The organism is Burkholderia sp. FERM BP-3421, from assembly GCF_028657905.1.
Classification (GTDB): Bacteria; Pseudomonadota; Gammaproteobacteria; order Burkholderiales; family Burkholderiaceae; genus Burkholderia.
In genome coordinates this window covers 303,695-329,066 of sequence record NZ_CP117781.1, presented here as the reverse complement: position 1 = coordinate 329,066, position 25,372 = coordinate 303,695, and the positions used below count along the sequence as shown (strand labels likewise).

The following is a 25,372-nucleotide window of genomic DNA, read 5'->3' as shown; positions in this document are numbered from 1 at the left end:
GGCGCGACATGAAGGCACTCGCCAAGCTGGAACGCGCCCCGGGCCTGACGCTCACGCGCGTGAAGAAGCCGGAGGTCGGCCACAACGACGTCCTGATCAAGATCCACCGCACCGCGATCTGCGGTACCGACATCCATATCTGGAAGTGGGACGACTGGGCGCAGAAGACGATCCCGGTGCCGATGCACGTCGGGCATGAATATGTCGGCGAAATCGTCGAGATGGGCCAGGAGGTGCGCGGCTTCGAGATCGGCGATCGCGTCTCGGGCGAAGGGCACATCACGTGCGGTTTCTGTCGCAACTGTCGCGCCGGGCGTCGCCACCTGTGCCGCAACACGGTCGGGGTCGGCGTGAACCGCGAGGGCGCGTTCGCCGAGTATCTGGCGATTCCGGCGTTCAATGCGTTCAAGATTCCGCCCGAGATCTCCGACGACCTCGCCGCGATCTTCGATCCGTTCGGCAATGCGACTCATACCGCGCTGTCGTTCAACCTCGTCGGCGAGGACGTGCTGATCACGGGCGCGGGACCGATCGGCGTGATGGCGGTGGCGATCGCGAAGCACGTCGGCGCGCGCAATGTCGTGATCACCGACATCAACGACTATCGCCTCGACCTCGCGCGCAAGATGGGCGCGACGCGCGCGGTGAACGTCACGCGCGAGTCGCTGCGCGACGTGATGAGCGATCTGCACATGACGGAAGGGTTCGACGTGGGCCTCGAAATGTCCGGCGTGCCGAGCGCGTTCACGAGCCTGCTGGAGTCGATGAACCACGGCGGCAAGGTCGCGCTGCTCGGCATCCCGCCCGCGCAGACCGCGATCGACTGGAACCAGGTGATCTTCAAGGGCCTGGAAATCAAGGGCATCTACGGTCGCGAGATGTTCGAGACCTGGTACAAGATGGTCGCGATGCTGCAAAGCGGGCTCGACCTGTCGCCGATCCTCACCCACCGCTTCCCGGTCGACGACTTCGAAAAAGGCTTCGCCGCGATGCTGTCGGGCGAAAGCGGCAAGGTGATCCTCGACTGGACCGTTTGAGTCCGGCGCGACGCGGGTGGGCCTTGCGCCGCGCCGGCGCCGCGGCCCGCTTCAGCGCGCGCCGAGCATCGTCAGCTGCTCGACGATCGGGCCGAGCGCGAGCGCGGGCAGATAGGTCAGCGCGGCCGTCAGCAGGATCGTGCCGATCAGGAATCCGATGAACAGCGGGCCGTGGGTCGGCAGCGTGCCGGCGCCGGCCGTGCGTCGCGCCTTAGGCGCGAGCGAGCCGGCCAGCGCGAGCACCGGCACGATCACCGCGAAGCGGCCGAACCACATCGCCGCCGCCAGCATCGCGTTGTAGTAGCCGGTGTTCGCCGCAAGTCCGGCGAATGCGCTGCCGTTGTTGTTGGCGGCCGACGAGAACGCATACAGGATCTCGCTCAGCCCGTGCGCGCCGGGATTGCCGACGCCGGCGAGGCCCGCGGGCAGCAGCACCGACAGCGCGGTGCCGACGAGCACGAGGAGCGGCGTCGCGAGCAGCGCGATCGCGACCATCTTCATGTCGAACGCCTCGATCTTCTTGCCGAGGTATTCCGGCGCGCGGCCGATCATCAGGCCCGCCAGGAAAACCGCGAGCAGCGCATGCACCAGCATGCCGAACAGGCCCGAGCCCGGGCCGCCGAACACCACCTCGCCCGTCTGCATCAGCAGCATCGGCGCGAGGCCGCCGAGCGGCGTGAACGAATCGTGCATCGCGTTGACCGCGCCGTCGCCGCTGCCGGTGGTCACGGTCGCGTACAGCGCCGACGACACGATGCCGAAGCGCGTCTCCTTGCCTTCCATGTTGCCGCCGGGATTCAGCGCGGACGCCTGCGCATCGATGCCCGGCGCGCCGAGCTGCGCGCTGCCCGCCTGTTCCGCGTGGATCGTCGCGGCGGCCAGCACGACGAGGATCGCGAGCATCGCCGCGTAGATCGCCCAGCCTTGTCGACGGTCGTCGACCATTTCGCCGAAGGTGTAGCAGAGCCCGGCCGGGATCAGCACGAGCGCGATCATCTGCAGGAAGTCGGACAGCGGCGTCGGGTTCTCGTACGGATGCGCCGAGTTCGCGTTGAAGAAACCGCCGCCGTCGCCGCTCAGCACCTTGATCGATTCCTGCGACGCGACGGGCCCCATCGGCAGGACCTGCGTGCGCCGCGTGTCGGTCTGCACGAGCGGCCGGCCGGCGGCGTCGCGCAGCGGCGCGCCGTGCGCGTCGAGCCGGGGCGTTTGCCAGCTGACGGCCTGGACGGTCGAGACGGTGCGATAGTCGGCGAAGTTCTGCAGCGTGCCCTGCGAGATGAACGCAGCCGCGAACAGCGCGGACAGCGGCACGAGGATGTAGAGCGTCGCGCGCGTCAGGTCGGCCCACGGGTTGCCGACGGTGCGCGCGCCGCGCTGCGCGAATGCGCGGATCAGCGCGAACAGCACGGCGATGCCGGTGGCCGCGGACAGGAAGCTCTGCACGGCGATGCCGAGCATCTGGCTCAGGTAGCTGAGGGTGGTTTCGCCCGCGTAGCCCTGCCAACTGGTGTTGCTGGCGAAGCTGACCGCGGTGTTGAACGCCGTATCGGCGGAGACGGCCGCGAGGGCCTGGGGATTGAGCGGCAGCGCCCCTTGCAGGCGCTGCAGCGCGTACAACACGAGTGCGCCCAGCAGGTTGAACGACAGCACGACGACCGCATACTGCTTCCAACTCGCGCCCTGGTCGGGGTCGACGCCCGCCGCGCGGTAGATCCAGCGTTCGACCACGCGGCCTGTTCGGAGCGGCCCGGGCGGATCGCCTTCCGCGATGCGCGCCATGTAAAGCCCGAGCGGCTTGACGAGCAGCGTCAGCACGACGACGAAACATCCCAGTTGCAGGACTGCGTTGAACCCCATCGATGACATTCCCCTGTTGGCTTGCCCCCGGGTTCAGGCCGGAGGATGACATTTCCATTGCAGCGCATCGGAAGTCATTTCGCGGGAAAAAATCGGGCCGTTCGCGTAAACACACCGTCAAATCTGGCGCGCCGCGCGCGTCACGCGTCGAGGAGGTGCGGATTCAGTTCGAGGTGCAGGATCACGAGCCAGCGCTTCGGGCAGGCGGCGTCGACGAGCGGTGCGCGATGGCGCGCGCACGGCGCGCCGAGCTGGTCGTTCGCCTTCGCCTCACGGTATGCGCGCCGCGCGTCGGCCTGCAGCCAGTAGCTGACGAGCGCGCAGCTGACGAAGTTGAACAGCAGCGCCGCGCCCTCGTCGGCCCCGTGGTCGCCGAGGCCCGCGCAGTAGCGGAACGCGAGGGTCAGCAACTGGCCCATGCCGAGCGTGACGAGCACGATCCTGGCGATGCCGCGCAGGCGCAGCGCCGCCTGCATGCGGGCCTGGTGCGGATCGGTATCGGGCGAAGGGGGGCGGCGGCGGTCTTCGGGTTTCATGCGGCGCGGCTGTAGGGTGTGTGGGCCAGCGTGAGCTGGCGCGACCAGGCGGCGAGCGACGGCGCGGCCATCGCGGGCTTGCTGAGGATCGCGCTGTCGTAGCCCTTGCCGGCGAAGTGGATCACGTCGACGAGGCGAAAGTCCTGCCGCGTGTAGAAGTCGACCAGGTGCGCGGCCGGCTGCGGCGTATCGAGCGCGAGGCGCGTATAGCCGCGCGTCGCGGCCCAGTGGCCGGCGAACGCGAGCATCGATTGGCCGATGCCCCGCCCCTGCCAGATCGGATCGACGCCGAGTTGGCGCACGCTCGCGACATTGGCGCGGCGGTACAGGTCGCAGGCCGATTCCGGATCGCGTCCGTAGAGCGTCATGGTCGCGACCAGATGGCCCTTGCAGACCGCGACGAAACAGTCGCCGGCCAGCGCGCGCTGGCGCGTGACGGCGGGCGGCTGGTCGACGCATGGACAGTTGAGCCCCATCTGGCCGAGGCGCGCGAACGCGCGGTGCAGCAGCGCGGTCAGCGTTTCATAACTGTCCTGGACCGGATCGAACCGGCGCAGCACGACTCGCCCGTCGACCTGCTTCGCGCAGGCGAAGTGCGCGGGTTGGCTCGCTGTCGTTCGTTGCTTTTGCATGACATCCCCCATCCCTCATCGGTTGCCCGAAGTGTAGGGAGGGGCGGCGGTTCGCTTCAAGAAAAAATGTCGTAAAAAATTGCCGGCCGCGCAGCGTTTGGCGAGGCGGCGCGCGGGTCGCGCGTTATTTCGCGACGGCGCGGGGAAACCCGTGCGCTGACAAGGTGATTGACAAGGGAGAATGATCGTTCTACCTTATCGGCATGGAACCCACGATCTCGACCGACGACACGTCGTCCTCTTCCTCCGGTGCGCGCGAACGGCTGCTCGATGCCGCCGAAACGCTGATCTATGCAGGCGGCATCCACGCGACGGGTGTCGATGCGATCGTCAAGCTGTCCGGCGCCGCGCGCAAGAGCTTCTACACGCATTTCGCTTCGAAGGAAGCGTTGGTCGCCGCCGCGCTCGAACGGCGCGATGTGCGCTGGATGACCTGGTTCGCCGCAGCGACGCTCAAGCGCGGCAAGACGCCGCGCGCCCGTCTGCTCGGCGTGTTCGACGTGCTGCGCGAGTGGTTCGTGCAGGCGGATTTCCACGGCTGCGCATTCCTGAACGCGTCAGGGGAAATCGCCGAGCCCGACGATCCGATTCGATTGGTCGCACGCATGCACAAGGCCCGTCTGCTTGCGTTCGTGCACGAGCAGTTCGATGCGCTCGCGGCGGCGGGCGGCATCGCGCGCCGGCAGGCCGAACCGCTCGCGCGTCAGTGGCTGGTGCTGATCGACGGCGCGATTGGCGTCGCGCTCGTCAGCGGCGATGCGTCGGCGGCGCACGACGCGCGCGCGGCGGCGGAGCGGCTGCTCGACGCGGTGGCGTCCGAGATGCGCTGAGCCAGGGCGGGCCGAACCGGGTCCGCTTCGTACCGAAGCAAAGAATTAGTTTTCCTGATCGGTCGGCCTGCGTCAGGCCGGCCGATGGATTGTCTCGTCCCTTCAACTGGAGAACATGATGTCCGAGTCTGCTGAAATCCGTCCCCCCGTGCCGCCGTTCACGCACGACACCGCGATCCAGAAAGTGCGCGCGGCCGAAGACGGCTGGAATACCCGCGATCCCGAGCGCGTGTCGCTTGCCTATACGCCGGACAGCACGTGGCGCAACCGCGCGGAGTTCGTGACGGGGCGCGCGGAAATCGTCGCGCTGCTGCGTCGCAAGTGGACGCGCGAGCTGGACTACCGGCTCATCAAGGAACTGTGGGCGGTGACGGAGAACCGGATCGCGGTGCGCTTCGCGTACGAATGGCGCGACGACGCAGGCAACTGGTTCCGCTCCTACGGCAACGAGAACTGGGCGTTCGATGCGAACGGCCTGATGGCGCATCGTCATGCATCCATCAACGACCTGCCGATCCGCGAATCCGAGCGCCTGTTCCATTGGCCGCTCGGGCGGCGGCCCGACGATCATCCGGGCCTGTCCGAACTGGGCCTGTGAAGGTGAGTCAGGCGCTCGGCGCGCGCTCACGTTCGAGCCGGCCGAGCCGGACGACCGTGACGCCGGGCCGCAACTGGCGCAGCGACGGCATGACGAGCACGCAGTCCGGGTAGGGCGTGCGCACCGGCTCGCCATCCGACCAGCCGATGAGCGCGCCCGCCTCGGCGAAATGCTCGAGGCCTGTGTACGGGCCGGCGAAACGGAAATCGGTGCTGCGCGCGACGACGGGTTCGGTTACCTGGACGATGCGCAGCGCCGGCGCGGGCGGCAGGAACCAGTCCGGCTGCAGGTCGTCGCGCGCGAGCGTGCCGGCGGCGACGAGAAAGCGCGCGGTGGCGTCGCGCGCAACCGCGACGGCTTGCGCTTCCCAGTGTTGGCCGCATTCGACGAGGAGCGCGTTGCGCGGGCTGGCGGGATCGCCGAACGCGCCGTAGTCGCGCATGCGCGTGCCCTCGGGATGGCCCGCGTCGCGGATCACGGTGGCGGGCGCGCCGACCCGCAGCGCCAGCTCGACGCCCTTGTCGAGCGGCCCGGCGAGCCCGAGCGGCGCGCTGCGTTCGTGCATCGAGTGCAGGTCGAGCAGCAGGTCGGCCGCGTCGACGAACGGCCGCAGCGCGCGGGCGCGCGCGAGTTCGACCGAGTCGCGCGACAGGTCGTCGAGCAGCGCGGGCGTCCACACCCGATTGAAATCCTGGTCGACGAAACGCGAGGCGTCCGGACTGCGCGGATCGAAGCGGCGATAGGCGGCGACGTTCGCGAACGACAGCATCAGCGTGCCGCGACGCGGACGCACGCGCCGCGTCAGCAGCGCATCGACGACGAGCGCGCCGCACACTTCGTTGCCGTGCGTGAGCGCATTGACGAGCACCGACGGCCCCGGCGCACCCGACTCGAAGCGATGGACATAATCGACGCCGGTGTTGCCGGATCGATGCGGTTCGAGGTCCGGAAAGGCGACCTCGATCGAATAGTGAGGGTTTTCGGGAGCCGGTGAGGTCATGGTGAGATTTTTCGGGAGCCGATGAAAATGGGCGGCGCGGGCCGCTCAGGCCAGCAGCCGCGCGACGATCGCGTCGCCGACTTCGCGCGTGGTGGCGTGCCCGCCCAGGTCGCCGGGGTGCGGTCCGTCGCGCAGCACCGCTTCGATCGCGCCGAGGATCGCGTCATGCGCGTCGCGCGCGGGGCCGGCGCCGTGACCGAGGAAGTCGAGCATCAGCGCGACCGACCAGATCATCGCGACCGGGTTCGCGATGCCGCGCCCCGCGATGTCCGGCGCGGAGCCGTGCACCGGCTCGAACAGCGACGGAAAGCGTCGCTCCGGATTCAGGTTGGCGGACGGCGCGATGCCGATCGTGCCGGTGCAGGCCGGGCCGAGGTCGGACAGGATGTCGCCGAACAGGTTCGAGGCGACCACCACGTCGAAACGGTCGGGCTGCATCACGAAGCGCGCGCACAGGATGTCGATGTGCTGCTTGTCCCAGGCGACGTCGGGGAAGTGCGCGGCCATCTCCGCGGCGCGCGCGTCCCACCACGGCATGCTGATCGCGATGCCGTTGCTCTTCGTCGCGACCGTCAGGCGTTTCGCGCGGCGCCGTGCCAGCTCGAAGGCGAACTTCATGACGCGCTCGGTGCCGTGTCGCGTGAATACCGATTGCTGGACCACGAATTCGCGCTCGGTGCCCTCGAACATCGCGCCGCCCACCGCCGAGTATTCGCCCTCGGTGTTCTCGCGCACGATCATGAAATCGATGTCGCCCGCGCGCCGGCCCGCGAGCGGGCACGGCACGCCATCGAACAGGCGCGCGGGGCGCAGGTTGATGTACTGGTCGAACTCGCGGCGGAAACGGATCAGCGAGCCCCACAGCGACACGTGGTCGGGCACCGTCGCGGGCCAGCCGACCGCACCGAACAGGATTGCGTCCTGGTGCGCGAGCTGCGGCTTCCAGTCGGCGGGCATCATCTGGCCGTGTTGCGTGTAGTAGTCGCAGCTGGCCCATTCGATCGGCGTGAGATCGAAGCGCAGCCCGAAGCGCTGCGTGATCGCGTCGAGCACGCGCAGTCCCTCGGGCATCACTTCCCGGCCGATGCCGTCGCCGGGGATGACGGCGATCTTGTACGCGTGCGCGTTCATGCGTTTCTCCTGTGGATGCGGAATGGAACGCGCGCCGCCGACCCGGGCCGGGCACGCATGCTGGCATTTTATTTATTTCCAGCGGGATTAGAATCGGCCATCCGGTTAATCGACTTTTCACACATCGTGAACAAAGCCCCGAATCTCGACGACCTGCGCGTGTTCAGCGTGGTGGTGCGACTCGCCAGCTTCAGCGCGGCCGCCGAGCAACTGGGCGTGTCGCCCGCGTACGTGAGCAAGCGCATCGCCCTGCTCGAAACGCAGCTCGGCACGCGGCTGCTGCATCGCTCGACGCGCCGCGTCGCGGTGACCGACGCGGGCGAGCGGGTCTATGCGTGGGCGGACAAGATCCTCGACGACGTCGATCATCTCGTCGAGGATGTGTCGACCACCCGCAGCGTGCCGCGCGGCACGCTGCGCATCTCCAGCAGCTTCGGGTTCGGGCGGCTCGTGGTCGCGCCCGCGCTGCTCGATTTCAGCGCGCGCTATCCGCAATTGAATGTCCGGCTCGATCTGTTCGACCGGCTCGTCGACGTCGCAGGCGAAGGTTTTGATCTCGATATCCGGATCGGCGACGAGATCGCCGAACACCTGATCGCGAAGCGGCTCGCCGCCAATCAGCGGGTGCTGTGCGCGTCGCCCGACTATCTCGCGCGGCACGGCACGCCGCGCCAGCTCGCGGATCTTGCCGCGCACCAGTGTCTCGCGATCAAGGAGCGCGACCACCCGTTCGGCGTGTGGCGCCTGACGATGCGCGGCGAGACCGTGAGCGTGAAGGTGGGCGGCGCGCTGTCGACCAATCATGGCGAGGTCGCCGTGCAGTGGGCGCTGGCCGGGCGCGGCATCGTGCTGCGTTCGATGTGGGAGGCGGCGCCGTTGCTCGCGAGCGGTGCGCTGCAGCGCGTGCTGCCCGACGCGAGCCAGCCCGCGCCTATCTGGGCCGTGTATCCGGCGCGGCTCGCGTCGTCGGCGAAGGTGCGCGTGTGCGTCGATTTCCTCGCGGATGCGTTTGCGCACTGGAACGACGCGGAGCCGGCGCGTTAGCGGCCATGCCGGGCGTCATGCGTCACGAGACGCGCAAGAGGCGCAAGAGGCGCAAGAGGCGCAAGAGGCGCAAGAGGCGCAAGAGGCGCAAGAGGCGCAAGAGGCGCAAGAGGCGCAAGGCGCAAACGTATTCCTGGGTCCACGGACGGCGCGCGAACCCTCGGCGAATTCAACCGCGATCGCTCGAAAGGTGAGTGTTTTCGGGAGCTGTGCGCGGAGCCGCGCGCCGCGTCGAAGTGCACCGGCCCGCGCGTCCCGAACTGTCTCTATACGGGCCTGTGCACGTCCTCTAGAATCGATCGCTCCTCTTCCAACGGGTGAGCCGACATGCTGAAGATTCTCGGTAAGGCGCCGTCCATCAACGTCCGCAAAGTGCTGTGGACCTGCGCCGAATTGCAACTCGCGTTCGAACACGAAGACTGGGGCGCGGGCTTTCGGCCCACGCAGACGCCTGAGTTCCTCGAACTGAATCCGAACGGGCTCGTGCCCGTGATCCAGGACGACGATTTCGTGCTGTGGGAATCGCATGCGATCGTTCGCTATCTGGTTACCGTCTATGGCGGCGAGCACCTGTATCCGGTCGAGCCGCATGCGCGGGCGCGCGTCGACCAGTGGCTCGACTGGCAGGCGACCGTGCTGAATCCTGCATGGAGCTATGCGTTTCTCGGCCTGATCCGCAAGCAGCCGACACACCAGGATCCCGAGCAGATCCGCGCCTCGTGCGTGAACTGGACGCGTCGCATGGAGCTTCTCGATGCGCAGCTCGAGGCGACCGGTGCGTTCGTCGCGGGCGGCGCGTTCACCTTGGCCGATATTTCGATCGGGCTGTCGGTGAATCGCTGGTTCGGCACGCCGTTCGACAAGCCGGACCTGCCGGCGGTCTCCGCGTATTTCGACAGCCTTGCCGAGCGGCCCGGTTTCGCCGAATACTGCAGTAACGGTTTGCCTTGAGCCGTCGCGCGGCGTCCTGCTTGCGTCCCTTTCCTCGACACTGAGTCCGGGCATGGCTTTCGAACACCTGCGCGCGCCGTCGGCCGGCGTACCGATCTATCAGGTCGATGCTTTCGCGAGCCGGCGTTTCGCCGGCAATCCCGCCGCCGTGATGCTGCTGGAACGCTTTCCGGACGACGCGACGATGCAGGCGCTCGCCGCCGAGAACAATCTCGCGGAGACCGCATTCGTCGTGCCGGAAGGCGGCGACTACCGGTTGCGCTGGTTTACGCCGGCGGTCGAAGTGCCGCTGTGCGGACACGCGACGCTCGCGAGCGCGGCCGTCGTGATGGAGCGCGTCGAGCCGGGACGCACGCGCGTCGTGTTCCATTCGCGGAGCGGGCCGTTGACGGTCGAGCGGCGCGGAGACGCCTACGTCATGAACTTCCCGGTTCGCGACGCGCAGGTCTGCGCGTCGCCGCCCGGGCTCGTCGCTGCGTTGGGTGTCGAGCCGGTCGAGGTATGCGTCAACGCGTTCAGCTATCTCGCTCGCCTGCCGGATGCCCGGGCGGTGCGCGAGCTGACGCCGCACATGAGCGCACTGGCCGCGCTCGACCGCAGCGGCGTGATCGTCACGGCCGAAGGCGATGCGGGCTACGATTTCGTGAGCCGTTACTTTGCGCCGGCGAAGGGCGTGCCGGAAGATCCGGTGACGGGCAGCGTGCACTGCATGCTCGCGCCGTACTGGGCGGCGCGGCTCGGCAAGACGGCATTCCGCGCCTATCAGGCGTCGGCGCGCGGCGGCGAGATACGTTGCCGGCTGCTCGGCGAACGGATCGAGCTGGAAGGCGCGTGCGTGTTTTTCCTGGAAGGACGCGCGACGTTCTAACGGATAGGCGTCCGTCCTTTTTCCCGGACGCGCACATGCATGCCGTTCGTTCGCGAGGCACGACGGTGAGTCGATTGCGTGCGCAACGCTCACGTTGGCGGTGCGGCTGCCATGAAGGGTGAGATTTGTCGGGAGCGTGTCGCCGATGCGCCGGGATCCGGTCGCCGGGCTACCGCTTCACACACCTCGCCGCTGGACACGCGCTGCGTTACCTGTCACGATGAATCGCACGCGGTCACGGCCGCCGGTTCGCCACCTGATTCAATCCACTCATTCATGCAAGCCACTCAAGTCTTCTTCCGTTCGATGCGTATGCCCCTGGCAGGTTATCCACCCGGGCGCTGAGGGCTTTTTGCTTGTAAAAAAGGGACGCCGCGGGCGTCCCTTTTTCATTTCCGGAGAGGCCATGACGGTTCGATACATCACCACGCCGATTTACTACGTCAACGACCGGCCCCATCTCGGCCATGCCTATGCGAGCGTGCACGCCGACATCATGGCCCGCTACCTGCGCGCGGCCGGGCACGCGGTGATCTCGCTCACGGGCGCCGACGAGCACGGCGAGAAGATCGCGCGCGCCGCGCAGCAGGCGAACGAGATGCCGCGTGCGTTCGCCGAGCGTCACGCGCGTTCGTTCGAGGACGCATGGCGGCGGCTGGCCGTCGAGCCGGACCGGTTCGTCCGCACCACCGCGCCCGCGCACGCCGAGGTGGTGTCCGCGTGCCTCGCGCGGCTGCACGAGGCCGGCGACATCTATCTGGCGGAGTATGAAGGCCTCTATTCGGTCGGCCAGGAGCGTTTCGTCACCGACAAGGAACTGGTGGACGGCAAGCTGCCCGAGGACAAGGAGCCGCCCGTGCCGCGGCGCGAGCCCAACTATTTCTTCCGGATGGAGCGGCATCGCGACTGGATGCGCGCGCTGCTGCGCGACGAGCCGGACCTGATCCAGCCCGCGCAGTACCGCAACGAAGTGCTGAAGCTGCTGGCGGAGCCGATCGGCGATCTGAGCATCTCGCGACCCGTCGAGCGTCTCGCGTGGGGGATTCCGATTCCGTGGGACGCCGGGCATGTGACCTACGTCTGGTTCGATGCGCTGCTCAGCTACGTGTCGTCGCTCGGCTATCCGGACCATCCCGATTTCGCCGCGTACTGGCCGACCGTGCGGCATGTGATCGGCAAGGACATCCTGCGCACGCACACGCTGTTCTGGCTGAGCATGCTGCACGCGCTCGGCATCGCGCCCTATCGGCGCCTGCATGTGTCGGGCCATCTGCTCGGCGCGGACGGCCGCAAGATGAGCAAGTCGCTCGGCAACGGCGTCGATCCGCTCGAAGCGGCGGACACCTACGGCGTCGATGCGTTGCGCTACACGCTGGTCCGCGAGGTGAGCTTCGGCTTCGACGGGATCATCAGCCATGCGGTCCTCGCGCGGCGCCTGAGCGGGGAGTTGGCCGACGATCTCGGCAATCTCGTCTCGCGCACGCTGTCGATGGTGGCGAAGTATCGCGGCGGCCGGGTGCCCGCGCCGCATGGCTACGATGCGGAGGAGGCGGCGCTGATCGCGCGCGCCGACGCACTGCCCGCGCATGTGCTCGCGCTCGTCGACGACATGCGGCTCGGGCGCGCGGTCGAGCAGGTCATGGCGCTCGTGCAGGAACTCAATGCCTATGTCGCGCATCGCGCGCCGTGGGTGCTGGCGAGGCAGGCGGACGCCGACGCATCCGCGCGGCTCGATACGGTGCTGTACTTGGTGGTCGAAGGGCTGGGGCGCGTCGCGGGCCTGCTGCATCCGGTGATGCCGGGCAAGATGACCACGCTGTGCGAATGGCTGGGACTGGCGGCGCCGCCGCGTTGGGAGGCGCGCTGGGGCGAGGGCGTCGCGCCGGGCAATCGGGTACGGGAGGGCGTGTTGTTCCCGAAGCGAGAAGCCGGCACGCGCGGCGGGTAGTCGGCCGCCGCCGCGTGCGTCACAGGCGCTGGGGCCGCACGAGCCGTGCGACTTGCCTGCACGGCGTGCGGCCCCCGGCTTCGGTTCGACGCGCGCTGTTACTCAAGACGAGCGCTGTCGCCAGATATGTTCGCTGTCTTTTCGCAGATGTCGATATACGTCAAGGCGACGTCGCCGGGGAGGCCCATATTCACCATGTTTTGCTTGAGCTGTTGCGGGCTCCAGAGACGACGATAGCGTTCGTACATTGTCTTCACGCAGGGGAATTTCCGCAGCTCGCAGTAGACCATCAGCAACTGCATGACCATGGTCGATGTGAAGGTCCGCTCGTTCAGCGTGCGGACGATGTCCATCAACGCCTCGTCGTCGACGTGTCGCCACATGTTGTACGCGGCATGAAAGCCGAATGTCGGCGCTGTGGGCCGGGTATGTTCATAGGAAAAGCGGGCCGCGACCTCCGCAGGCGCAAATCGAATGCCATACTCGGTCTCCAGGAACGGCCGGTATGCCCGGCAGATCAAATCATCCTCGTTCATGCCGGGAATAAGTTCAACTCGCGGATCGGCAAGCGCCTGCAGTAATTTCGCCGAGCGCAAGGAAAATCCGCCGTTGCCCACATTCATGCCGTCCTGGTGGAACGGCCAGCATGCCCCGATGTAGTCGTACGTGAGGAACGCATGGCTCCATGCGGCCGCGTTCACCACATAGCCGTCCCACTGAACGACCAGGGCCCAAGGCGTGGTCACATGACTCGCGAGATCCTTGACCATGAAGGCAGAATATTCCGCCCCCGACTGCAGGCGGGGAATCAGTACCGTGCGTGCGCTGCTCGGCACGGCTTCGTGGCTGAACAGGATCGCGTCGGCGAACGCGCATTGCGCAGCCGAGATGTCCAGCGCGCGGGCGGCGAGCGCCGGATGGACCGAGTCGGCTGCGCATAGTGTCACTTGGGGCAGTTCCAAGTCCGGATGACGATTCATCGATGCAGGCTGTCGTGAGTATCTGCGATGAAGGCACGTTCCGGACTATCGTACGTTAGGCGAAGGGCACTGTCACGCTGAAGGCACGACAGCGAGGGCGACGTGACGAGGGCGCGACCGCTCTTTCTGGCCGGCGCTTTCTTTCGGTCATTACATCGGGCACAAGAAGGGGGCTGTTCCCCAGGCAGGCCGGTGCGCGCCGCGCGCCGGGGGCGGCTGCGGCGCGCCTCTCACAGGCGCTGGGTCTGCGCGAGCGACAGCACGCGCGCCCAGCGCTGCGCATCGCGCTTGCTGCGCATCGGCAGCGTCCACGCGGCGCGTTGCGGGTCGCGCACCTTGACGATCAGGCACCGCGCGTCGTTGGCGGCTTCGGCCGCGCAGCCGGTCAGCTCGGTCAGCGTGTAGAGCCCTTCCTTGCCGTCCTGCGACAGCGACAGCAGGCCCTTGGTCGCCGACAGCCGCAGCGTGGCCCCGGCGTGCCGGAATTCATGGGTCCAGCCGTCCTGCTTCGTATTGGGCGCGATGTCGCGCCGCCGGCGCAGCCACCACGACACCAGCGCGACGAGCGCCGCCGCCGCGATGACGGCCGCACCGATCGCGATCGGCTCACCGAAGTGCGCGGCGATCGACTGGAAGGCATAGACGGCGCCCCAGACGAGGGCGGCGAGCACGATGAAGGCGATGAGGATCGGCATGGCGATGCGAGGGCGGGGAATGAGACGTCGGAAACAACCGGCGCGCGGGTGCGCACCGGCTTGATGCGGCGCGCTCAGCGCATGCGGTGGATATCGTGCGTGACGAAGCCCGCGTCGTTGTCGGGCAGCGCGAGCCCGTCCTTGACCGACAGCGTGCGCCGGATGTCGGTGAGCCCGGCGCTCCAGTGGTCGCGCATCGTGGACAAGCCGAACTGGTAGTCCTTGTAGTGCTGCTCGTAGGCCTTCTGCTCATAAATCAGGTGCTGCACGTTGTAGCGCTTGCTGCATGACAGCACCTCGGCCTGCTGGCACCACGGATCGCTCTTGCGCTGCGCTTCCGGCACCTGGTCGAGCACGCGGCGCAGCACGTTGCGAAAGCGCTGTTCGCGTTGCAGGGTGTCGGTGACGAAGCGCGTGCGGCTCGAGTACTGGACGTCCTTGGTGCGTTCGGTGACGTCGTTCATCGATTCCGGCAGCGGCCCGCGCGCGCTCCACAGGTCGACCTGGAACGCGAGCGTGTCACGTCGCGGCGACGCGCGCAGCACTTCCATGAGCGGCGTGTTCGAGACGATGCCGCCGTCCCAGTAGAACTCGCCGTCGATCTCGACGGGCGGGAACGCGGGCGGCAGCGCGCCCGAGGCCATGAAGTGCTCGGGCCGAAGCGTCGTCTTCGTGTTGTCGAAGTAGATGAAGTTGCCGGTGCCGACGTTCACGGCGCCGACCGACACCCGCGTTTCGCCCGAGTTGATGCGGTCGAAATCACACAGCTTGAGCAGCGTCGCGCGCAGCGCGGAGGTGTCGTAGTAGCTGACCTTCCCGGGCGGTTGGGTGGCGCCCGGGAGCGGCGGCGGGAAGCGCGGCACGAAGAAGCCGCGCTGGCCCTGCATCACCGCGCTGGCCGCCTGGCTCGCCGTGAAGAAGGTGCGCACCGAATCGTGACTGTTGAACAGCGCGAACTCGAACGCGGCCGGCAGCGCGGGGAAGAACGCGGGCTGGCAGATCGTTTCCCAGAATTCGCGCAGGCGCTCAACGCGCCGTTCCGGCGGATTGCCGGCGATCAGCGCGGTGTTGAGCGCGCCGATCGAGATGCCGGCGATCCAGTTGAGCGGAACGCCTGCTTCATGCAGGCCCTCGAACACCCCCGCCTGGTAGGCACCGAGCGCGCCGCCGCCTTGCAGCACGAGCGCGATCGTCTCGTACGGCAACACGTGAGGCGGCGTGATGCTGGTCTCGTGCAGGTCGGCTGGATCGACCGCCTGCTTTTCGGTTCTGGCGTGCGGCTTCATTGCATGAACCATCCGTGACTGACGATGAACGACTGGCCGGTCAACGCCGCGCTCGGGAACGCGGACAGGAACAGCACCGTCTGCGCGACGTCCTCGACCGTGGTGAACACGCCGTCCACCGTGTTGCCGAGCATCACATGCTTGATCACGTCGTCTTCGCTGATGCCGAGTTCCTTCGCCTGCTCCGGAATCTGCTTGTCGACGAGCGGCGTGCGCACGAAGCCCGGACACACCACGTGCGAGCGCACGTTGTGCTTCGCGCCTTCCTTGGCCAGCACGCGCGCGAGGCCCAGCAAGCCGTGCTTCGCCGTCACATAGGCCGACTTCAGCGGCGACGCCTCGTGCGAGTGCACCGAGCCCATGTAGATCACCACGCCGCCGCGATCGTCCTTGTACATGTACTTGAGCGCCGCCTTGGTCGTCAGGAACGCGCCGTCGACGTGGATCGCCTGCATCTTTTTCCAGTCCGAGAACGCATAGTTCTCGATCGGATTCACGATCTGGATGCCCGCGTTCGACACCAGGATGTCGATCGTGCCGAAGGCCGCCGCCACCTTGTCGATCCCGCTGTTGACCGCTTCCTCGCTGGTCACGTCCATCGCGACGCCGATCGCCTTGCCGCCCGCCTGCCTGATCTGTTCCGCCACCGCGTTCGCGCCGTCCTGGTTCAGGTCCGCGATCGCCACCGCCGCGCCCGCCTTCGCCAGTTCCAGCGCGATCTCCTTGCCGATCCCGCTCGCCGCGCCCGTCACGACCGCCGTCTTGCCATTCAGATTGCTCATGATCGAATTCCCAGTAAGAAGTGAAAGGAAGAAAACGCGTGCGTCACTGCGCGAGGTAATCGTAGACGACTTCGCCGAGGTCGAGCGTCAGGTCGGCGATCAGGTGCCGGGCCTCGACGATTTCGAGCACCGGCAGCTCCGCGACCGGCGCGAGCGCATGCGGCGCGAGTTGCAGCGACGCCGGGCCGGTCCAGGCGCCCTTCATCTTGATGTCCTGCAGGTAGTAGCGCACGAGTTCGCATACCCGCGCCGAGCCGTCGACGTGGGGGATGATCTTCAGCAGGAAATTCGCGCCGGCGAGGCGCTTCGTCTGCTCGGCGTTGTCCAGCTCGCGGTGCTTGTAGCCCATCGTGCCGGTCGCAACCCGCACCGGGCCATAGTTGAGCGTGCCGATCAGCGTGTCGATGTGGGTTTCGAGCGTCGGTTGCGCGAGCTTCTTCGGGAAGCCCTACAGCTCGCGGCCGCCCGCGATCGGCGGGTGATCGTTCAGGTACATCGCGAGCGTGTAGCCGCCGGGCTGACCGTTGAATTCGACCGGGATCACCTGGCCGCTCTCGGTGTAGTCGCCGAAGCCGGTCGAATCCGGCATGCGGATGAATTCGTAATGCACGAGCGGCTCGACCACCTTCAGCGGCTCCGGAACGATCTCGCGCAGCCGGTCCATGTCGGTGCGATACGTGATGATCAGGAACTCCCGATTGACGAAGCGATAAGGGCCCATCGGGAATGCTGGGCTGGTAAGAGGCATCGCAAATGCTTTCGACCGGACCTGGCTGGGATTCATGCGGACTCCTTGTTGATCGCTTCGTGGATGAGAGGTGTCGATATCGTATGCTTCTGTGTATCGATTGTGCGATGCCGCAAATGGAAAAGATTATTGCGTCTTTCGAGATATCGAGCGAATGAGTATTGATAATCTTGAGACAAGTCTGATGGATTCTTGCCTAAGCTTGCATGGTGGCGCTGCTCGCCGTACATCAGGCTTTCAGAAGGTGAGCATTTCCGGGATGCAAGGTGAGAGCTTACGGGATATCGGGCGTCGATGGGGTGGGTCGGCCTCGATAAGGACGGTTGAACTTCTGCGCTGCACACGTGTTCAAACCCCGGCGTCGTTATAATCCGGCGCTTTCTTTCAATTCGTGGCGCACCGGATTCCGGCGTCTCTTCCGGTGTACGCGTCCGGCATCATCGCGCGCATCGATTGATTCGGTTCGTGCGCTTTGTCCCCCGTTTCGATTCCATGCAGAATTTCAATCTCATCGTCTTCACCGCGCTCAACGCCGGTTCCACCCCCCATCCCGCCGTCGTTCATCTCGCCGTGTTCTGTGCGCGGTGGCTCGTCTATGTCGTACCGCTGTTGCTGGCCCTGACCTGGGCGCTCGGCGCGCAGCACGCGACGCGTCGTCAGGCGATCGAGGCGGCTCTCGCCGCATGCGCGGCGCTCGCGCTCGCGCAGGTGATCTCGACGTTCTGGTATTCGCCCCGGCCGTTCGTCGCGGGCGTCGGCGCGCAGCTGATCCCGCATGCGCCGGACGGCTCGTTTCCGAGCAATCACATGACCTTCGTGTGGAGCATCACGGCGGGCCTGCTGCTCGCGCGCACGACGCGCGCGGCCGGGGCGGCGCTGATCGGCGTCGCGCTCGCGGTGGCGTGGGGTCGCATCTATGCAGGCGTGCACTGGCCGCTCGACATGGTGGGCGGCGTGCTGGTGGGCACCGCGGGCGCGCTGGCCGTGCACCTTTACGGGCGCGGGCTGACCGCGCTGTGCGATCGGATCGGCGAGGCATTGCACGCGCGGCTGTTCGGCCGCCTGCGCGCGCGCTGAGGCAGGACGCTGTGCGGCGGCGCGCTCAGCTGGACGGGCCCGCTTGAGCAGGGGCGGCCGATCCGGCGGCGGGCGTGCCGCCATGCAGTTCGGTGCCGTCGTCCATCACGGGTCGCGCGGTTTGCCGATCGAGCGCGCTGTCGGCGAGGATCGCGCACATCGCGACGAACAGCGCGAGCGCGATGGCGGCCAGGCCGCAGTAGCCGGCGATCCTGAGACGACGCAGCAGAACCGCGGAGGGCGCGCGACGCGGGTTCGTGTTCATGGCGGCGCGCGCTCAGTGAAGCCGGCGTGCGAAGCGGGCGCGCGCGAGGCCGGCGGCGATCGTCAAGCAGGCGCCGCCCGCGCTGCCGGCGCCGACGTCGCCGAGCAGCGCGCCGAGATCGAAGCCGCCTGCCGCCTGGGCGGAGGCGCCCAGCGCCGACTTGATGAGTTCCCCGCCGAGGCCGCCGCCGACGAGGCCCGCGAGCGTGTTGCCGAGCGGACCGAGGCCATACTTCTCGGCCAGCGCGCCCGCGACGTTGCCGCCCGTCGCGCCGCTTGCCAGCTGAATGATCAGGTTGAGCGCTTGCATGGTGGCCTCCCCGACACCGGAACGGCGTGCCCGTTTGCGCGCCGGGGCTGCGCAGTGCGCGCGCTTCGGCGTTTGAACAGGTATAGGCGATGCACCGGGTAGATGCAACCGCGCAACCTGCGCGGGATCAGTCGTCGAGCGTTTCGTGGACCGCGGCCGCGCCGCGCTTCCAGTAGGCGGCCGCGCGGATGCGGCTCTTGTCGACGCCGCGCTCGCCGCACAGATGCTGGCGCACGGCGCGCATCGCGGCGGCCTCGCCGGCCGCCCACACGTAGCCGTCGCCGGACGGCAGCGGCAGATCGCGGAGCGCGTGCAGCAGCGCGCTGTCGCCGCCGGCGGCTTCCGTGTCGCGGTGACGCCAGGTCAGATGCAGCTCGGCGGCGCTGCGGAATTCGACCTGCGCCGAGAAATCCGCGACTTCCAGCACGGCCGCGACGCGCGTGCCCGCGGGCAATTCCTCCAGGCGGCGCGCGATCGCGGGCAAGGCGGTGTCGTCGCCGATCAGCAGATGCCAGTCGAAATCATTCGGGATGACGAACGAGCCGCGCGGGCCGCCGATGCCGAGCGTCTGGCCGATGCGCGCCTGCGCCGCCCAGGTGGAGGCGGGGCCGGGATGGTGCAGCACGAACTCGAGATCCAGCTCGCGCGCGGCGCGATCGTAGCGGCGCGGCGTGAAGTCGCGCGCGACGGGCTTCGGCTGGCCCTCCGGAAACACGGGGCCGTCGGGCCCGAGCGTCGGCATGTGCGGAGCGTCCTGCCCCGGTGCGGGGAAGAACACCTTGACGTGGTCGTCGAACGACGCCGATTCGAAATCGTCGAGATCGGGGCCGGTCAGCGTGACGCGCAACAGATGCGGCGTGACGGGCGTGATCAGCTTGACGTGCAGCAGGCGGAACTTGAGCGGATGGCGGACGCGGATCACCGCGCGCTCGGCTTGGTTTTGCATGTATCGGTTCTCCAGGGTGCGGCTGGGTGGACTGCTCAGGCTGCGGAGCCGCTTTCGATCTCGGTGGCGGCGCGCAGCAGGATGGCGGCGATGCGGCGTTGTTCGTCCGCGCTTGCGCCGGCCTTGTGCAGCAGCGCGCGCTTGAGCGCGAGGCGGGCCTCGACGAAATCCTTCAGCCAGCCGCGCGTGTCGTCGCCGGCCTCGGCGCCTTCGCCCGCGAATGCGCGCCGCATGAATTCCATCTTGCGTCCGAAGTGGGTGAGCTTCGCGAACAGCAGCTCGACTTGCTCGCGCTGCGAGGCGAGGTGGTCGCGGCCGGCGTCGGCGAGCGCATAGCGCTTGCGGTTGCCTTCGACTTCCACGGTCACGTAGCCGACTTCCTCCAGGTACGTGAGCGCCGGGTACACCATGCCGGGGCTGGGCGCATAGAAGCCGCTCGAACGGGTGTCAAGCGCCTTGATCAGCTCGTAGCCATGACTCGGCTGCTCGGCGAGCAGGGCGAGAAGGAGCAGCTGCAGGTCGTCGGACGTGAACTGGCGGCCGCGCGGCAGGCCTTCGTCATCGCCGCCGAAACCGCCTCCTCCGAACGGGCCGAAGCCGCGCCGGCCGCCGCCACCGCCGCCCCGATGGCGGCCGATCGCTTGCCAGAACAGTTCGGCCATCGGATGACGGCCCCAGCCGTCGCCGTGGCGGCCGTGATGTGCGTGGGAATGAGGGTGACGGTGACGCATGGCAGAACTCCATTGTGTCGTAAGATGTATCGAAAGATATATATCGAAAGATACGAAGTCAAATGGGAAATTGAGGGTGGGATGAGGGCGGGAGGGCGGGTTGCTGCGGGCTCTTGATGAAAGGGGGTTTTCGCACCTATCGAATGGGGGGCGATAGGTACGCCCGATGCGGGGGCCATTTTCCCGGGCCGTGGCGCACGCGGGCAGAAGTCGTCGCGCTGCTCGACCGCCCTCGGACGAGGACATCCCCGTCCACGAGAAAGTTCGACTACGCCCTCGACGGCAAGGTCGCACCGACCGTGCAGCGTTGCGCGGCAAGCGGCTGTTCGACGATCCCGCGCGCGGTGACTGTGCGTCCTGTCATATCGACTCGTCGGGCGTGAACGGTGGGCACCTGCTGCTGGCTGACATCGCGCTTTACTGCGATGGAATGCGTTATCGACCGAGTCTGTCGGGAAGCTGAAGGGTCAACTCGTTTTCGGTCGAAGTCTGCCGGTTCTGACGCCGGCCGTCGGCAACGGCTAACGTGGCTAACGCAACTATCTGGACAGCATCATCCGACATGGATGGCATGCATCGAGATCGATGAGCATCGACTCCCGGATCGACCGGTTTCGCGGTCCGGCGGCGAGGACCGGATAGTAGGCATCGGCAGTTGAAGCGGCCGCTTGCCCGGCGGCCGTCATTGCGGTCAGAACCGGCAACCGTCAGAACCGGTGCCGAATCCCCGCATGCACCATCACCTGCTTCGCATTCGACGACAGATCGGCCGCGCCGGGGATATAGGCCTGATCGAGCGACGAGCCGGTCGCGTCGCCGGCAATCCGCTGGTAGGCGCCCATCAGATAGACATCCGTGCGCTTCGATAAGTTGTAGTCGGCCATCAAGCCGATCGAATGGATCTTCGGCTTCGCGGTGCCTGTCGTCGCGTCGTAGCGCACCATCGTGTACACGTACTGCGCGCCGACGAAAAATGCCGGCGTGAACTGGTACTTGCCGTTCACCTCGACGTTCTGGTACTTGATCGACGTCACCGTGCCGCTCGCGAGCGGCCCCGTGACGGGTTCGATCGTCTCGTCGCCGAACAAGTAGCCGACGTTCGCGGTCGGTCGCGTGACGTTGCTGTTCGTGTACGCGAACCCGATCGTCGCGGGCCCGGCCGTGTAGTTGACGCCGGCGCCGAAGATTCTCAGCCGCGCCGACACGAAGTTCGCATCGGCGCCGACCGAACCGGAGCCCGCGATTGCGCCGCCGGATGTCGCGCCCGGATTGTCCGCATTCAGGAACGCCGCGCCGACTAGCAAGCCGCCCTGCTCGTACTGCGCGCCGACGCTCCACTGGCGATTGGTCGCGAACCCGGTGTCGTTGCTGAAACTGTACGTGCCGCCGAACGAGAAGCCGGAAAAATCAGGGCTCGCGTACTTGACCGTATTGTTTGTGCGGAACGTGTTTCCCGTATTGTCGTTGTCGAGCGGGTGCGCGAACGGATAGACGCCCCAACTGCCGTTGGCGGTCGTCGGTGCGAGATAATCGACGACCGAATCGTACTGCCGCCCGAGCGTCAGCGTGCCATAACGCGCGCTGCCCAGCCCCACATACGCTTGCCGCCCGAACATGCGCCCACCCTGTGCCAGCGTGCCGGTGTTCACGTTGAAGCCATTTTCGATCTGGAACACGGCGTTATAGCCGCCGCCGAGATCTTCGGTCCCCTTCAGCCCCCAGCGGCTGCCCTGCGCGAAGCCGCTCGCCATCTGCCATGCGCCGCGGCCCCCGACGTTGTTCGTATAGTCGATGCCGGCGTCGACGAGGCCGTAGAGCGTCACGCTTCCCTGCGCGAACGCGGGCGCGGCGCACAGCGCCGGGATGGCGGCGAGAAATGATCTCCAGTTCATTCGTTTTCCTTATTTGTATCGTCGGGCCTGCGCGCATGCCAGGAGCGAGACGGTTACTTCGCGCCGTAGATGTCGAAGGCGAAGTACTTTCGATTGATCTTCTGATACGTGCCGTTCGCCAGGATCGTCGCCAGCGCGCGGTTGAACGCGTCGCGCAGGTCGTTGTCCTGCTTGCGCAGACCGAGGCCGTCTCCCTGTCCGAAATACTTCACGTCGTCGATCGGCGCGCCGACGAACATATAGTCCTTGCCCTGCGGCTTTTTCAGAAAGCCGTCGCTGGCCGCGATCGACGCCTGGAACGCGGCGTCGAGCCGTCCCGACATGAGATCGGCATAGACCTGATCCTGGTTCTGGTACGACACGAGCTGTACGCCGGCCGGCTGCCAGTTCGCAATCGCGTAATCGGCTTGCGCGGAACCCTGCTCGACGCCGACGCGCTTGCCTTTCAGCGAATTGGCCGTCGGCAGCAACGGCGAGCCCTTGCGCGCGATCAGCCGGGCCGGCGCGTTCGAGATGCGGTTGGTGAAGGCGATCTGCTGCATCCGCTTCGGCGTGATCGTCATCGACGACGCGATCACGTCGAACTTGCGCGCGAGCAGCCCCGGGATCATCCCGTCGAAGCTCGACTCGACCCACACGCAACGGGCATGAAGTTCCGCGCACAACGCGTTCGTGATGTCGATCCCGAATCCCGTCAACGTGCCGTCGGGCAGCTTGTATTCAAGTGGTGGGTAGGTCGGATCGACCCCGAGGCGGATCTCCTTGCCCGTCCAGTCACCGGCGTGGGCCGCTCCTGCCGCCAGTACGATCGTGAGTGCTGCCGTCCACTGCTTCATTGCCCGTCTCCTCGTGTGAATCGTGAATCGTGAATCGAGATGGTCCGGCGCGTCGGGCGCCGGTTATTCGCGCGTGCCGCATCACGCGAGATACCGCTCCGCCAGCGCGACCCAGTAGCTCGCGCCCGTCGCGAGGCATGTATCGTTGAAGTCGTAGCCGGGGTGGTGCAGCCCGCATCCGGTCGCGCCGTCGTCGTTGCCGACCCCGTTGCCGATCGACAGGTAGCTGCCGGGGCACACGTCGAGCATGAACGCGAAATCCTCGCTCGCGGCGATCGGCCGCAAATGCGGAATCAACGCCGCGTCGCCTCCCCATTCACGGGCCACGTCGCGCGCGAACGCCGTTTCCGCCGCGTGATTGACGAGCACCGGATAGCCGTGTCGATAGTCGATCTCGGCCGTGGCGCCGTAACTCGCGGCCTGCCCGTGCACGATCGCGCGAATGCGCCGCTCGAGCAGAGCACGCACGTCCGATGACAGTGCGCGCACGCTGAGCGCGAGTTCCGCATGCGGCGGAATCACGTTCGAAGCCGTGCCCGCGTGAATCGAGCCGGCCGAGACGATTGCCAGGTCCTGCGGATTCACGTTGCGCGACACGACCGTCTGCAACGCCATCACGATCGACGCGCACACGACCACCGGATCGATCGTCATGTGCGGCGCGGCGCCGTGCCCGCCTTGTCCGATCACGCGCACGAGCACCTCGTCGGCCGATGCCATCGCCGGGCCGTCGCAGAAACCGAGCACGCCGGCCGGCAGGCCGGGCACGTTGTGCATCGCGAATACCGCATCGCACGGAAATCGCGCGAACAGCCCGTCGTCGATCATCCGCTTCGCGCCGCCGAGCCCTTCTTCGGCCGGCTGGAAAATCAGGTTCAACGTGCCGTCGAAGTGCGCGCGTCCGGCAAGGCAGCAGGCGGCCGCAAGCAACATCGCCGTATGGCCGTCGTGGCCGCATGCGTGCATCACGCCATCGCGCCGGCTGGCATGCGGCAACCCGGTCGTCTCCTGGATCGGCAGCGCGTCCATGTCGGCGCGCAACCCGAGCCGCTTCCCGGGGCCGCGCGTCAGCGTGCCGACCACGCCCGTGCCGCCGAGCCCGCGCGTGACCTGATACCCCCACGTTGTCAGGCAGCCGGCAACGAGGTCGCTCGTCGTGTGTTCCTCGAAGCCGAGTTCCGGATGCGCGTGGAGCCGGTGGCGCAGTGCAATCATCTCCGCCTCGATGGCCGCTATTTCCGGCAGGATAGGTTTCTGGTCCAACCCCGATTCTCCTTTGCACGCTTCGGTCGCCGATCGCCCTCATGACCGATCGTGGCCGCATCGTATGCAGCGAAAATCGCGTCGAACAGCCGCGCTTTCGTTATGATGACAACCTTTGGTTGTCGGGTATTACGCCATGAGCACCATGAAGCTGCATCAGTTGCAGGCACTCGTCGCGAGCGCGGAGGCGGGCAGCATCCGCGGTGCGGCACGCGCACTGGGGCTGTCGCAGGCGGCCGTCACGCGGGCGCTGCGCGAGCTGGAAGCGAGCGAACGCCTGCCGCTGCTCGTGCGCGCGCCGGAAGGCATCGGCTTCACCGAATATGGCAAGACACTGCTCACGCACGCGAAGCTCGTGTTGAAGCAACTCGAACACGCGCAGAGCGATCTCGAACGGATGCGCGGCCGCATCGAGGGCCGACTGAGCATCGGCGTCACGCCGTGGCTCACGGTGACGTTCCTTGCCGAGGCGGTGTTGCGGTTTCGCGAACGCATGCCCGACGTGCGCCTCGAACTCTACGAAGCGCTGATGGCCGTCGCACAGCCGCTCCTGCGCGACGGCAGCATGGATTTCGCGCTCGGACATGTGCAGCCCGGCGGCACGCAGGAATTCGCCTTCGAGCCGATGCTGCGCTACGAGACGTCGGTCATGGTGCGCGCCGGCCATCCGCTCGAACGCGCGCGGTCGATCCATGACTTGCTCGACAACGACTGGGTGCTGAATTTCGCGGCCGACGGGCAGGCCGCGCTCGTCGACTACCTGTTCACGCGTCACGGCGCGCGGATCGACGAACGGCGCATCGTTCGCGCGCAGTCGGTCGCGATGTTGCAGACGATGCTCGAACAGGCCGGCATGTGCACGTGGTGCCCGACGATTCTCGCGGCCGTGCCGCCGTTCGGCGAACGGATGCGCGCGGTGCCGTTGCAGGAGACGTTCGAGCCGCGCGACCTCGGAATCGTCATGCGCCGCAGCAGCACGTTGAGCGACGCCGCGCGCTGTTTCATCGAGTGCCTGCTGCAGGTGATCCGCCGGCATGCGCGATCCGCACGCAAGGAGGACCTTGCACTGTTTCGCACGCTGACGCTGCGGGTGTAGCCGCCGTCGAACGTCGAGCATGTGGCGCATT

General features: G+C 67.1%; 25 protein-coding genes and 1 pseudogene. 9 read left to right on the top strand and 17 right to left on the bottom strand.

Annotated features, from left to right (window positions below; translation table 11 throughout):
- The first annotated feature begins 8 nt into the window (after positions 1-8).
- Entirely contained in the window at positions 9-1,037 is a 1,029-nt protein-coding gene (gene tdh, locus Bsp3421_RS04665; RefSeq protein ID WP_252982711.1) for an L-threonine 3-dehydrogenase, read from the top strand.
- 51 nt (positions 1,038-1,088) lie between these two features.
- Here the strand turns inward: tdh and kdpA are convergent, their stop codons facing one another.
- From kdpA to Bsp3421_RS04650, 3 genes are all read right to left on the bottom strand, one after another.
- Positions 1,089-2,897, bottom strand: a complete 1,809-nt coding sequence (gene kdpA, locus Bsp3421_RS04660; protein ID WP_273997170.1) for a potassium-transporting ATPase subunit KdpA — start codon at positions 2,895-2,897, stop codon at positions 1,089-1,091.
- A gap of 140 nt (positions 2,898-3,037) precedes the next feature.
- Positions 3,038-3,433, bottom strand: a complete 396-nt coding sequence (locus Bsp3421_RS04655; RefSeq protein ID WP_273997169.1) for a hypothetical protein — start codon at positions 3,431-3,433, stop codon at positions 3,038-3,040.
- Positions 3,430-4,065, bottom strand: coding sequence for a GNAT family N-acetyltransferase (locus Bsp3421_RS04650; RefSeq protein ID WP_273997168.1), 636 nt, complete (start codon positions 4,063-4,065; stop codon positions 3,430-3,432). Before Bsp3421_RS04650 ends, Bsp3421_RS04655 begins: the two co-directional genes overlap by 4 nt.
- 203 nt (positions 4,066-4,268) lie before the next feature.
- Here Bsp3421_RS04650 and Bsp3421_RS04645 point away from each other — a divergent pair, with 203 nt between their 5' ends.
- Together Bsp3421_RS04645 and Bsp3421_RS04640 are read left to right on the top strand one after the other, a co-directional pair.
- Positions 4,269-4,895, top strand: coding sequence for a TetR/AcrR family transcriptional regulator (locus tag Bsp3421_RS04645; RefSeq protein ID WP_273997167.1), 627 nt, complete (start codon positions 4,269-4,271; stop codon positions 4,893-4,895).
- Between the two features lie 118 nt (positions 4,896-5,013).
- Entirely contained in the window at positions 5,014-5,493 is a 480-nt protein-coding gene (locus Bsp3421_RS04640; protein ID WP_273997166.1) for a nuclear transport factor 2 family protein, read from the top strand.
- A 7-nt stretch (positions 5,494-5,500) separates the two neighbouring features.
- Here the strand turns inward: Bsp3421_RS04640 and Bsp3421_RS04635 are convergent, their stop codons facing one another.
- Positions 5,501-6,493, bottom strand: coding sequence for a M14 family metallopeptidase (locus Bsp3421_RS04635; protein ID WP_273997165.1), 993 nt, complete (start codon positions 6,491-6,493; stop codon positions 5,501-5,503).
- A 45-nt stretch (positions 6,494-6,538) separates the two neighbouring features.
- Positions 6,539-7,624 carry a tartrate dehydrogenase gene (locus tag Bsp3421_RS04630; protein ID WP_273997164.1) on the bottom strand — a complete coding sequence of 362 codons (1,086 nt, stop codon included), beginning with the start codon at positions 7,622-7,624 and terminating at the stop codon, positions 6,539-6,541.
- Positions 7,625-7,750: 126 nt separating this feature from the next.
- On the opposite strand from Bsp3421_RS04630, the gene Bsp3421_RS04625 reads away from it, so the two are divergent.
- The 4 genes from Bsp3421_RS04625 (at position 7,751) to Bsp3421_RS04610 (ending at position 12,435) form a co-directional block, all read left to right on the top strand.
- The gene (locus Bsp3421_RS04625) at positions 7,751-8,668 is read left to right on the top strand and encodes a LysR substrate-binding domain-containing protein (RefSeq protein WP_273997163.1); all 918 of its coding nucleotides are present in this window, start codon (positions 7,751-7,753) and stop codon (positions 8,666-8,668) included.
- Positions 8,669-8,995: 327 nt separating this feature from the next.
- Positions 8,996-9,619 carry a glutathione S-transferase family protein gene (locus tag Bsp3421_RS04620; RefSeq protein WP_273997162.1) on the top strand — a complete coding sequence of 208 codons (624 nt, stop codon included), beginning with the start codon at positions 8,996-8,998 and terminating at the stop codon, positions 9,617-9,619.
- Positions 9,620-9,671: 52 nt separating this feature from the next.
- Positions 9,672-10,487 (top strand): PhzF family phenazine biosynthesis protein, encoded by an 816-nt coding sequence (locus Bsp3421_RS04615; RefSeq protein WP_273997161.1) that lies wholly within the window; start codon positions 9,672-9,674, stop codon positions 10,485-10,487.
- A 406-nt stretch (positions 10,488-10,893) separates the two neighbouring features.
- Complete coding sequence (locus Bsp3421_RS04610) at positions 10,894-12,435, top strand: class I tRNA ligase family protein (protein WP_273997160.1); 1,542 nt, start codon at positions 10,894-10,896, stop codon at positions 12,433-12,435.
- Between the two features lie 98 nt (positions 12,436-12,533).
- On the opposite strand, the gene Bsp3421_RS04605 is transcribed toward Bsp3421_RS04610, so the two are convergent.
- The 5 genes and pseudogenes from Bsp3421_RS04605 to Bsp3421_RS04585 form a co-directional block, all read right to left on the bottom strand.
- Complete coding sequence (locus Bsp3421_RS04605; protein WP_273997159.1) at positions 12,534-13,415, bottom strand: DUF5672 family protein; 882 nt, start codon at positions 13,413-13,415, stop codon at positions 12,534-12,536.
- A gap of 230 nt (positions 13,416-13,645) precedes the next feature.
- Positions 13,646-14,110: a hypothetical protein gene (locus tag Bsp3421_RS04600; protein WP_273997158.1), complete on the bottom strand. Its 465-nt coding sequence runs from the start codon at positions 14,108-14,110 to the stop codon at positions 13,646-13,648.
- Positions 14,111-14,184: 74 nt separating this feature from the next.
- Positions 14,185-15,396, bottom strand: a complete 1,212-nt coding sequence (locus Bsp3421_RS04595; protein WP_273997157.1) for a patatin-like phospholipase family protein — start codon at positions 15,394-15,396, stop codon at positions 14,185-14,187.
- On the bottom strand, positions 15,393-16,178 hold the full coding sequence (locus Bsp3421_RS04590; protein ID WP_273997156.1) for a 3-hydroxybutyrate dehydrogenase: 786 nt from the start codon (positions 16,176-16,178) through the stop codon (positions 15,393-15,395). The genes Bsp3421_RS04595 and Bsp3421_RS04590 overlap by 4 nt, the downstream gene beginning before the upstream one ends.
- 43 nt (positions 16,179-16,221) lie before the next feature.
- Positions 16,222-16,962, bottom strand: a pseudogene (locus tag Bsp3421_RS04585) (acetoacetate decarboxylase).
- A 456-nt stretch (positions 16,963-17,418) separates the two neighbouring features.
- On the opposite strand from Bsp3421_RS04585, the gene Bsp3421_RS04580 reads away from it, so the two are divergent.
- A complete protein-coding gene (locus Bsp3421_RS04580) occupies positions 17,419-18,003 on the top strand; it encodes a phosphatase PAP2 family protein (protein WP_273997155.1) in 585 nt (194 codons plus the stop codon).
- A gap of 25 nt (positions 18,004-18,028) precedes the next feature.
- Here the strand turns inward: Bsp3421_RS04580 and Bsp3421_RS04575 are convergent, their stop codons facing one another.
- The 7 genes from Bsp3421_RS04575 to Bsp3421_RS04545 all read right to left on the bottom strand — a co-directional run bounded on the left by Bsp3421_RS04575 (position 18,029) and on the right by Bsp3421_RS04545 (position 24,197).
- Positions 18,029-18,268: a hypothetical protein gene (locus Bsp3421_RS04575; protein ID WP_273997154.1), complete on the bottom strand. Its 240-nt coding sequence runs from the start codon at positions 18,266-18,268 to the stop codon at positions 18,029-18,031.
- A 12-nt stretch (positions 18,269-18,280) separates the two neighbouring features.
- Positions 18,281-18,577, bottom strand: coding sequence for a hypothetical protein (locus Bsp3421_RS04570; protein ID WP_273997153.1), 297 nt, complete (start codon positions 18,575-18,577; stop codon positions 18,281-18,283).
- A 127-nt stretch (positions 18,578-18,704) separates the two neighbouring features.
- Positions 18,705-19,523 carry a siderophore-interacting protein gene (locus tag Bsp3421_RS04565; RefSeq protein WP_273997152.1) on the bottom strand — a complete coding sequence of 273 codons (819 nt, stop codon included), beginning with the start codon at positions 19,521-19,523 and terminating at the stop codon, positions 18,705-18,707.
- A gap of 35 nt (positions 19,524-19,558) precedes the next feature.
- A complete protein-coding gene (locus Bsp3421_RS04560) occupies positions 19,559-20,254 on the bottom strand; it encodes a PadR family transcriptional regulator (RefSeq protein WP_443111468.1) in 696 nt (231 codons plus the stop codon).
- A gap of 707 nt (positions 20,255-20,961) precedes the next feature.
- The gene (locus tag Bsp3421_RS04555; protein ID WP_273997151.1) at positions 20,962-22,146 is read right to left on the bottom strand and encodes a porin; all 1,185 of its coding nucleotides are present in this window, start codon (positions 22,144-22,146) and stop codon (positions 20,962-20,964) included.
- Between the two features lie 53 nt (positions 22,147-22,199).
- Entirely contained in the window at positions 22,200-22,982 is a 783-nt protein-coding gene (locus Bsp3421_RS04550) for an ABC transporter substrate-binding protein (protein WP_273997150.1), read from the bottom strand.
- A gap of 81 nt (positions 22,983-23,063) precedes the next feature.
- A complete protein-coding gene (locus tag Bsp3421_RS04545) occupies positions 23,064-24,197 on the bottom strand; it encodes a M20 aminoacylase family protein (protein ID WP_273998280.1) in 1,134 nt (377 codons plus the stop codon).
- A 184-nt stretch (positions 24,198-24,381) separates the two neighbouring features.
- Between Bsp3421_RS04545 and Bsp3421_RS04540 the strand changes: the two genes are divergently transcribed.
- Positions 24,382-25,341, top strand: a complete 960-nt coding sequence (locus tag Bsp3421_RS04540; RefSeq protein ID WP_273997149.1) for a LysR substrate-binding domain-containing protein — start codon at positions 24,382-24,384, stop codon at positions 25,339-25,341.
- The last annotated feature ends 31 nt before the right edge of the window (positions 25,342-25,372 follow it).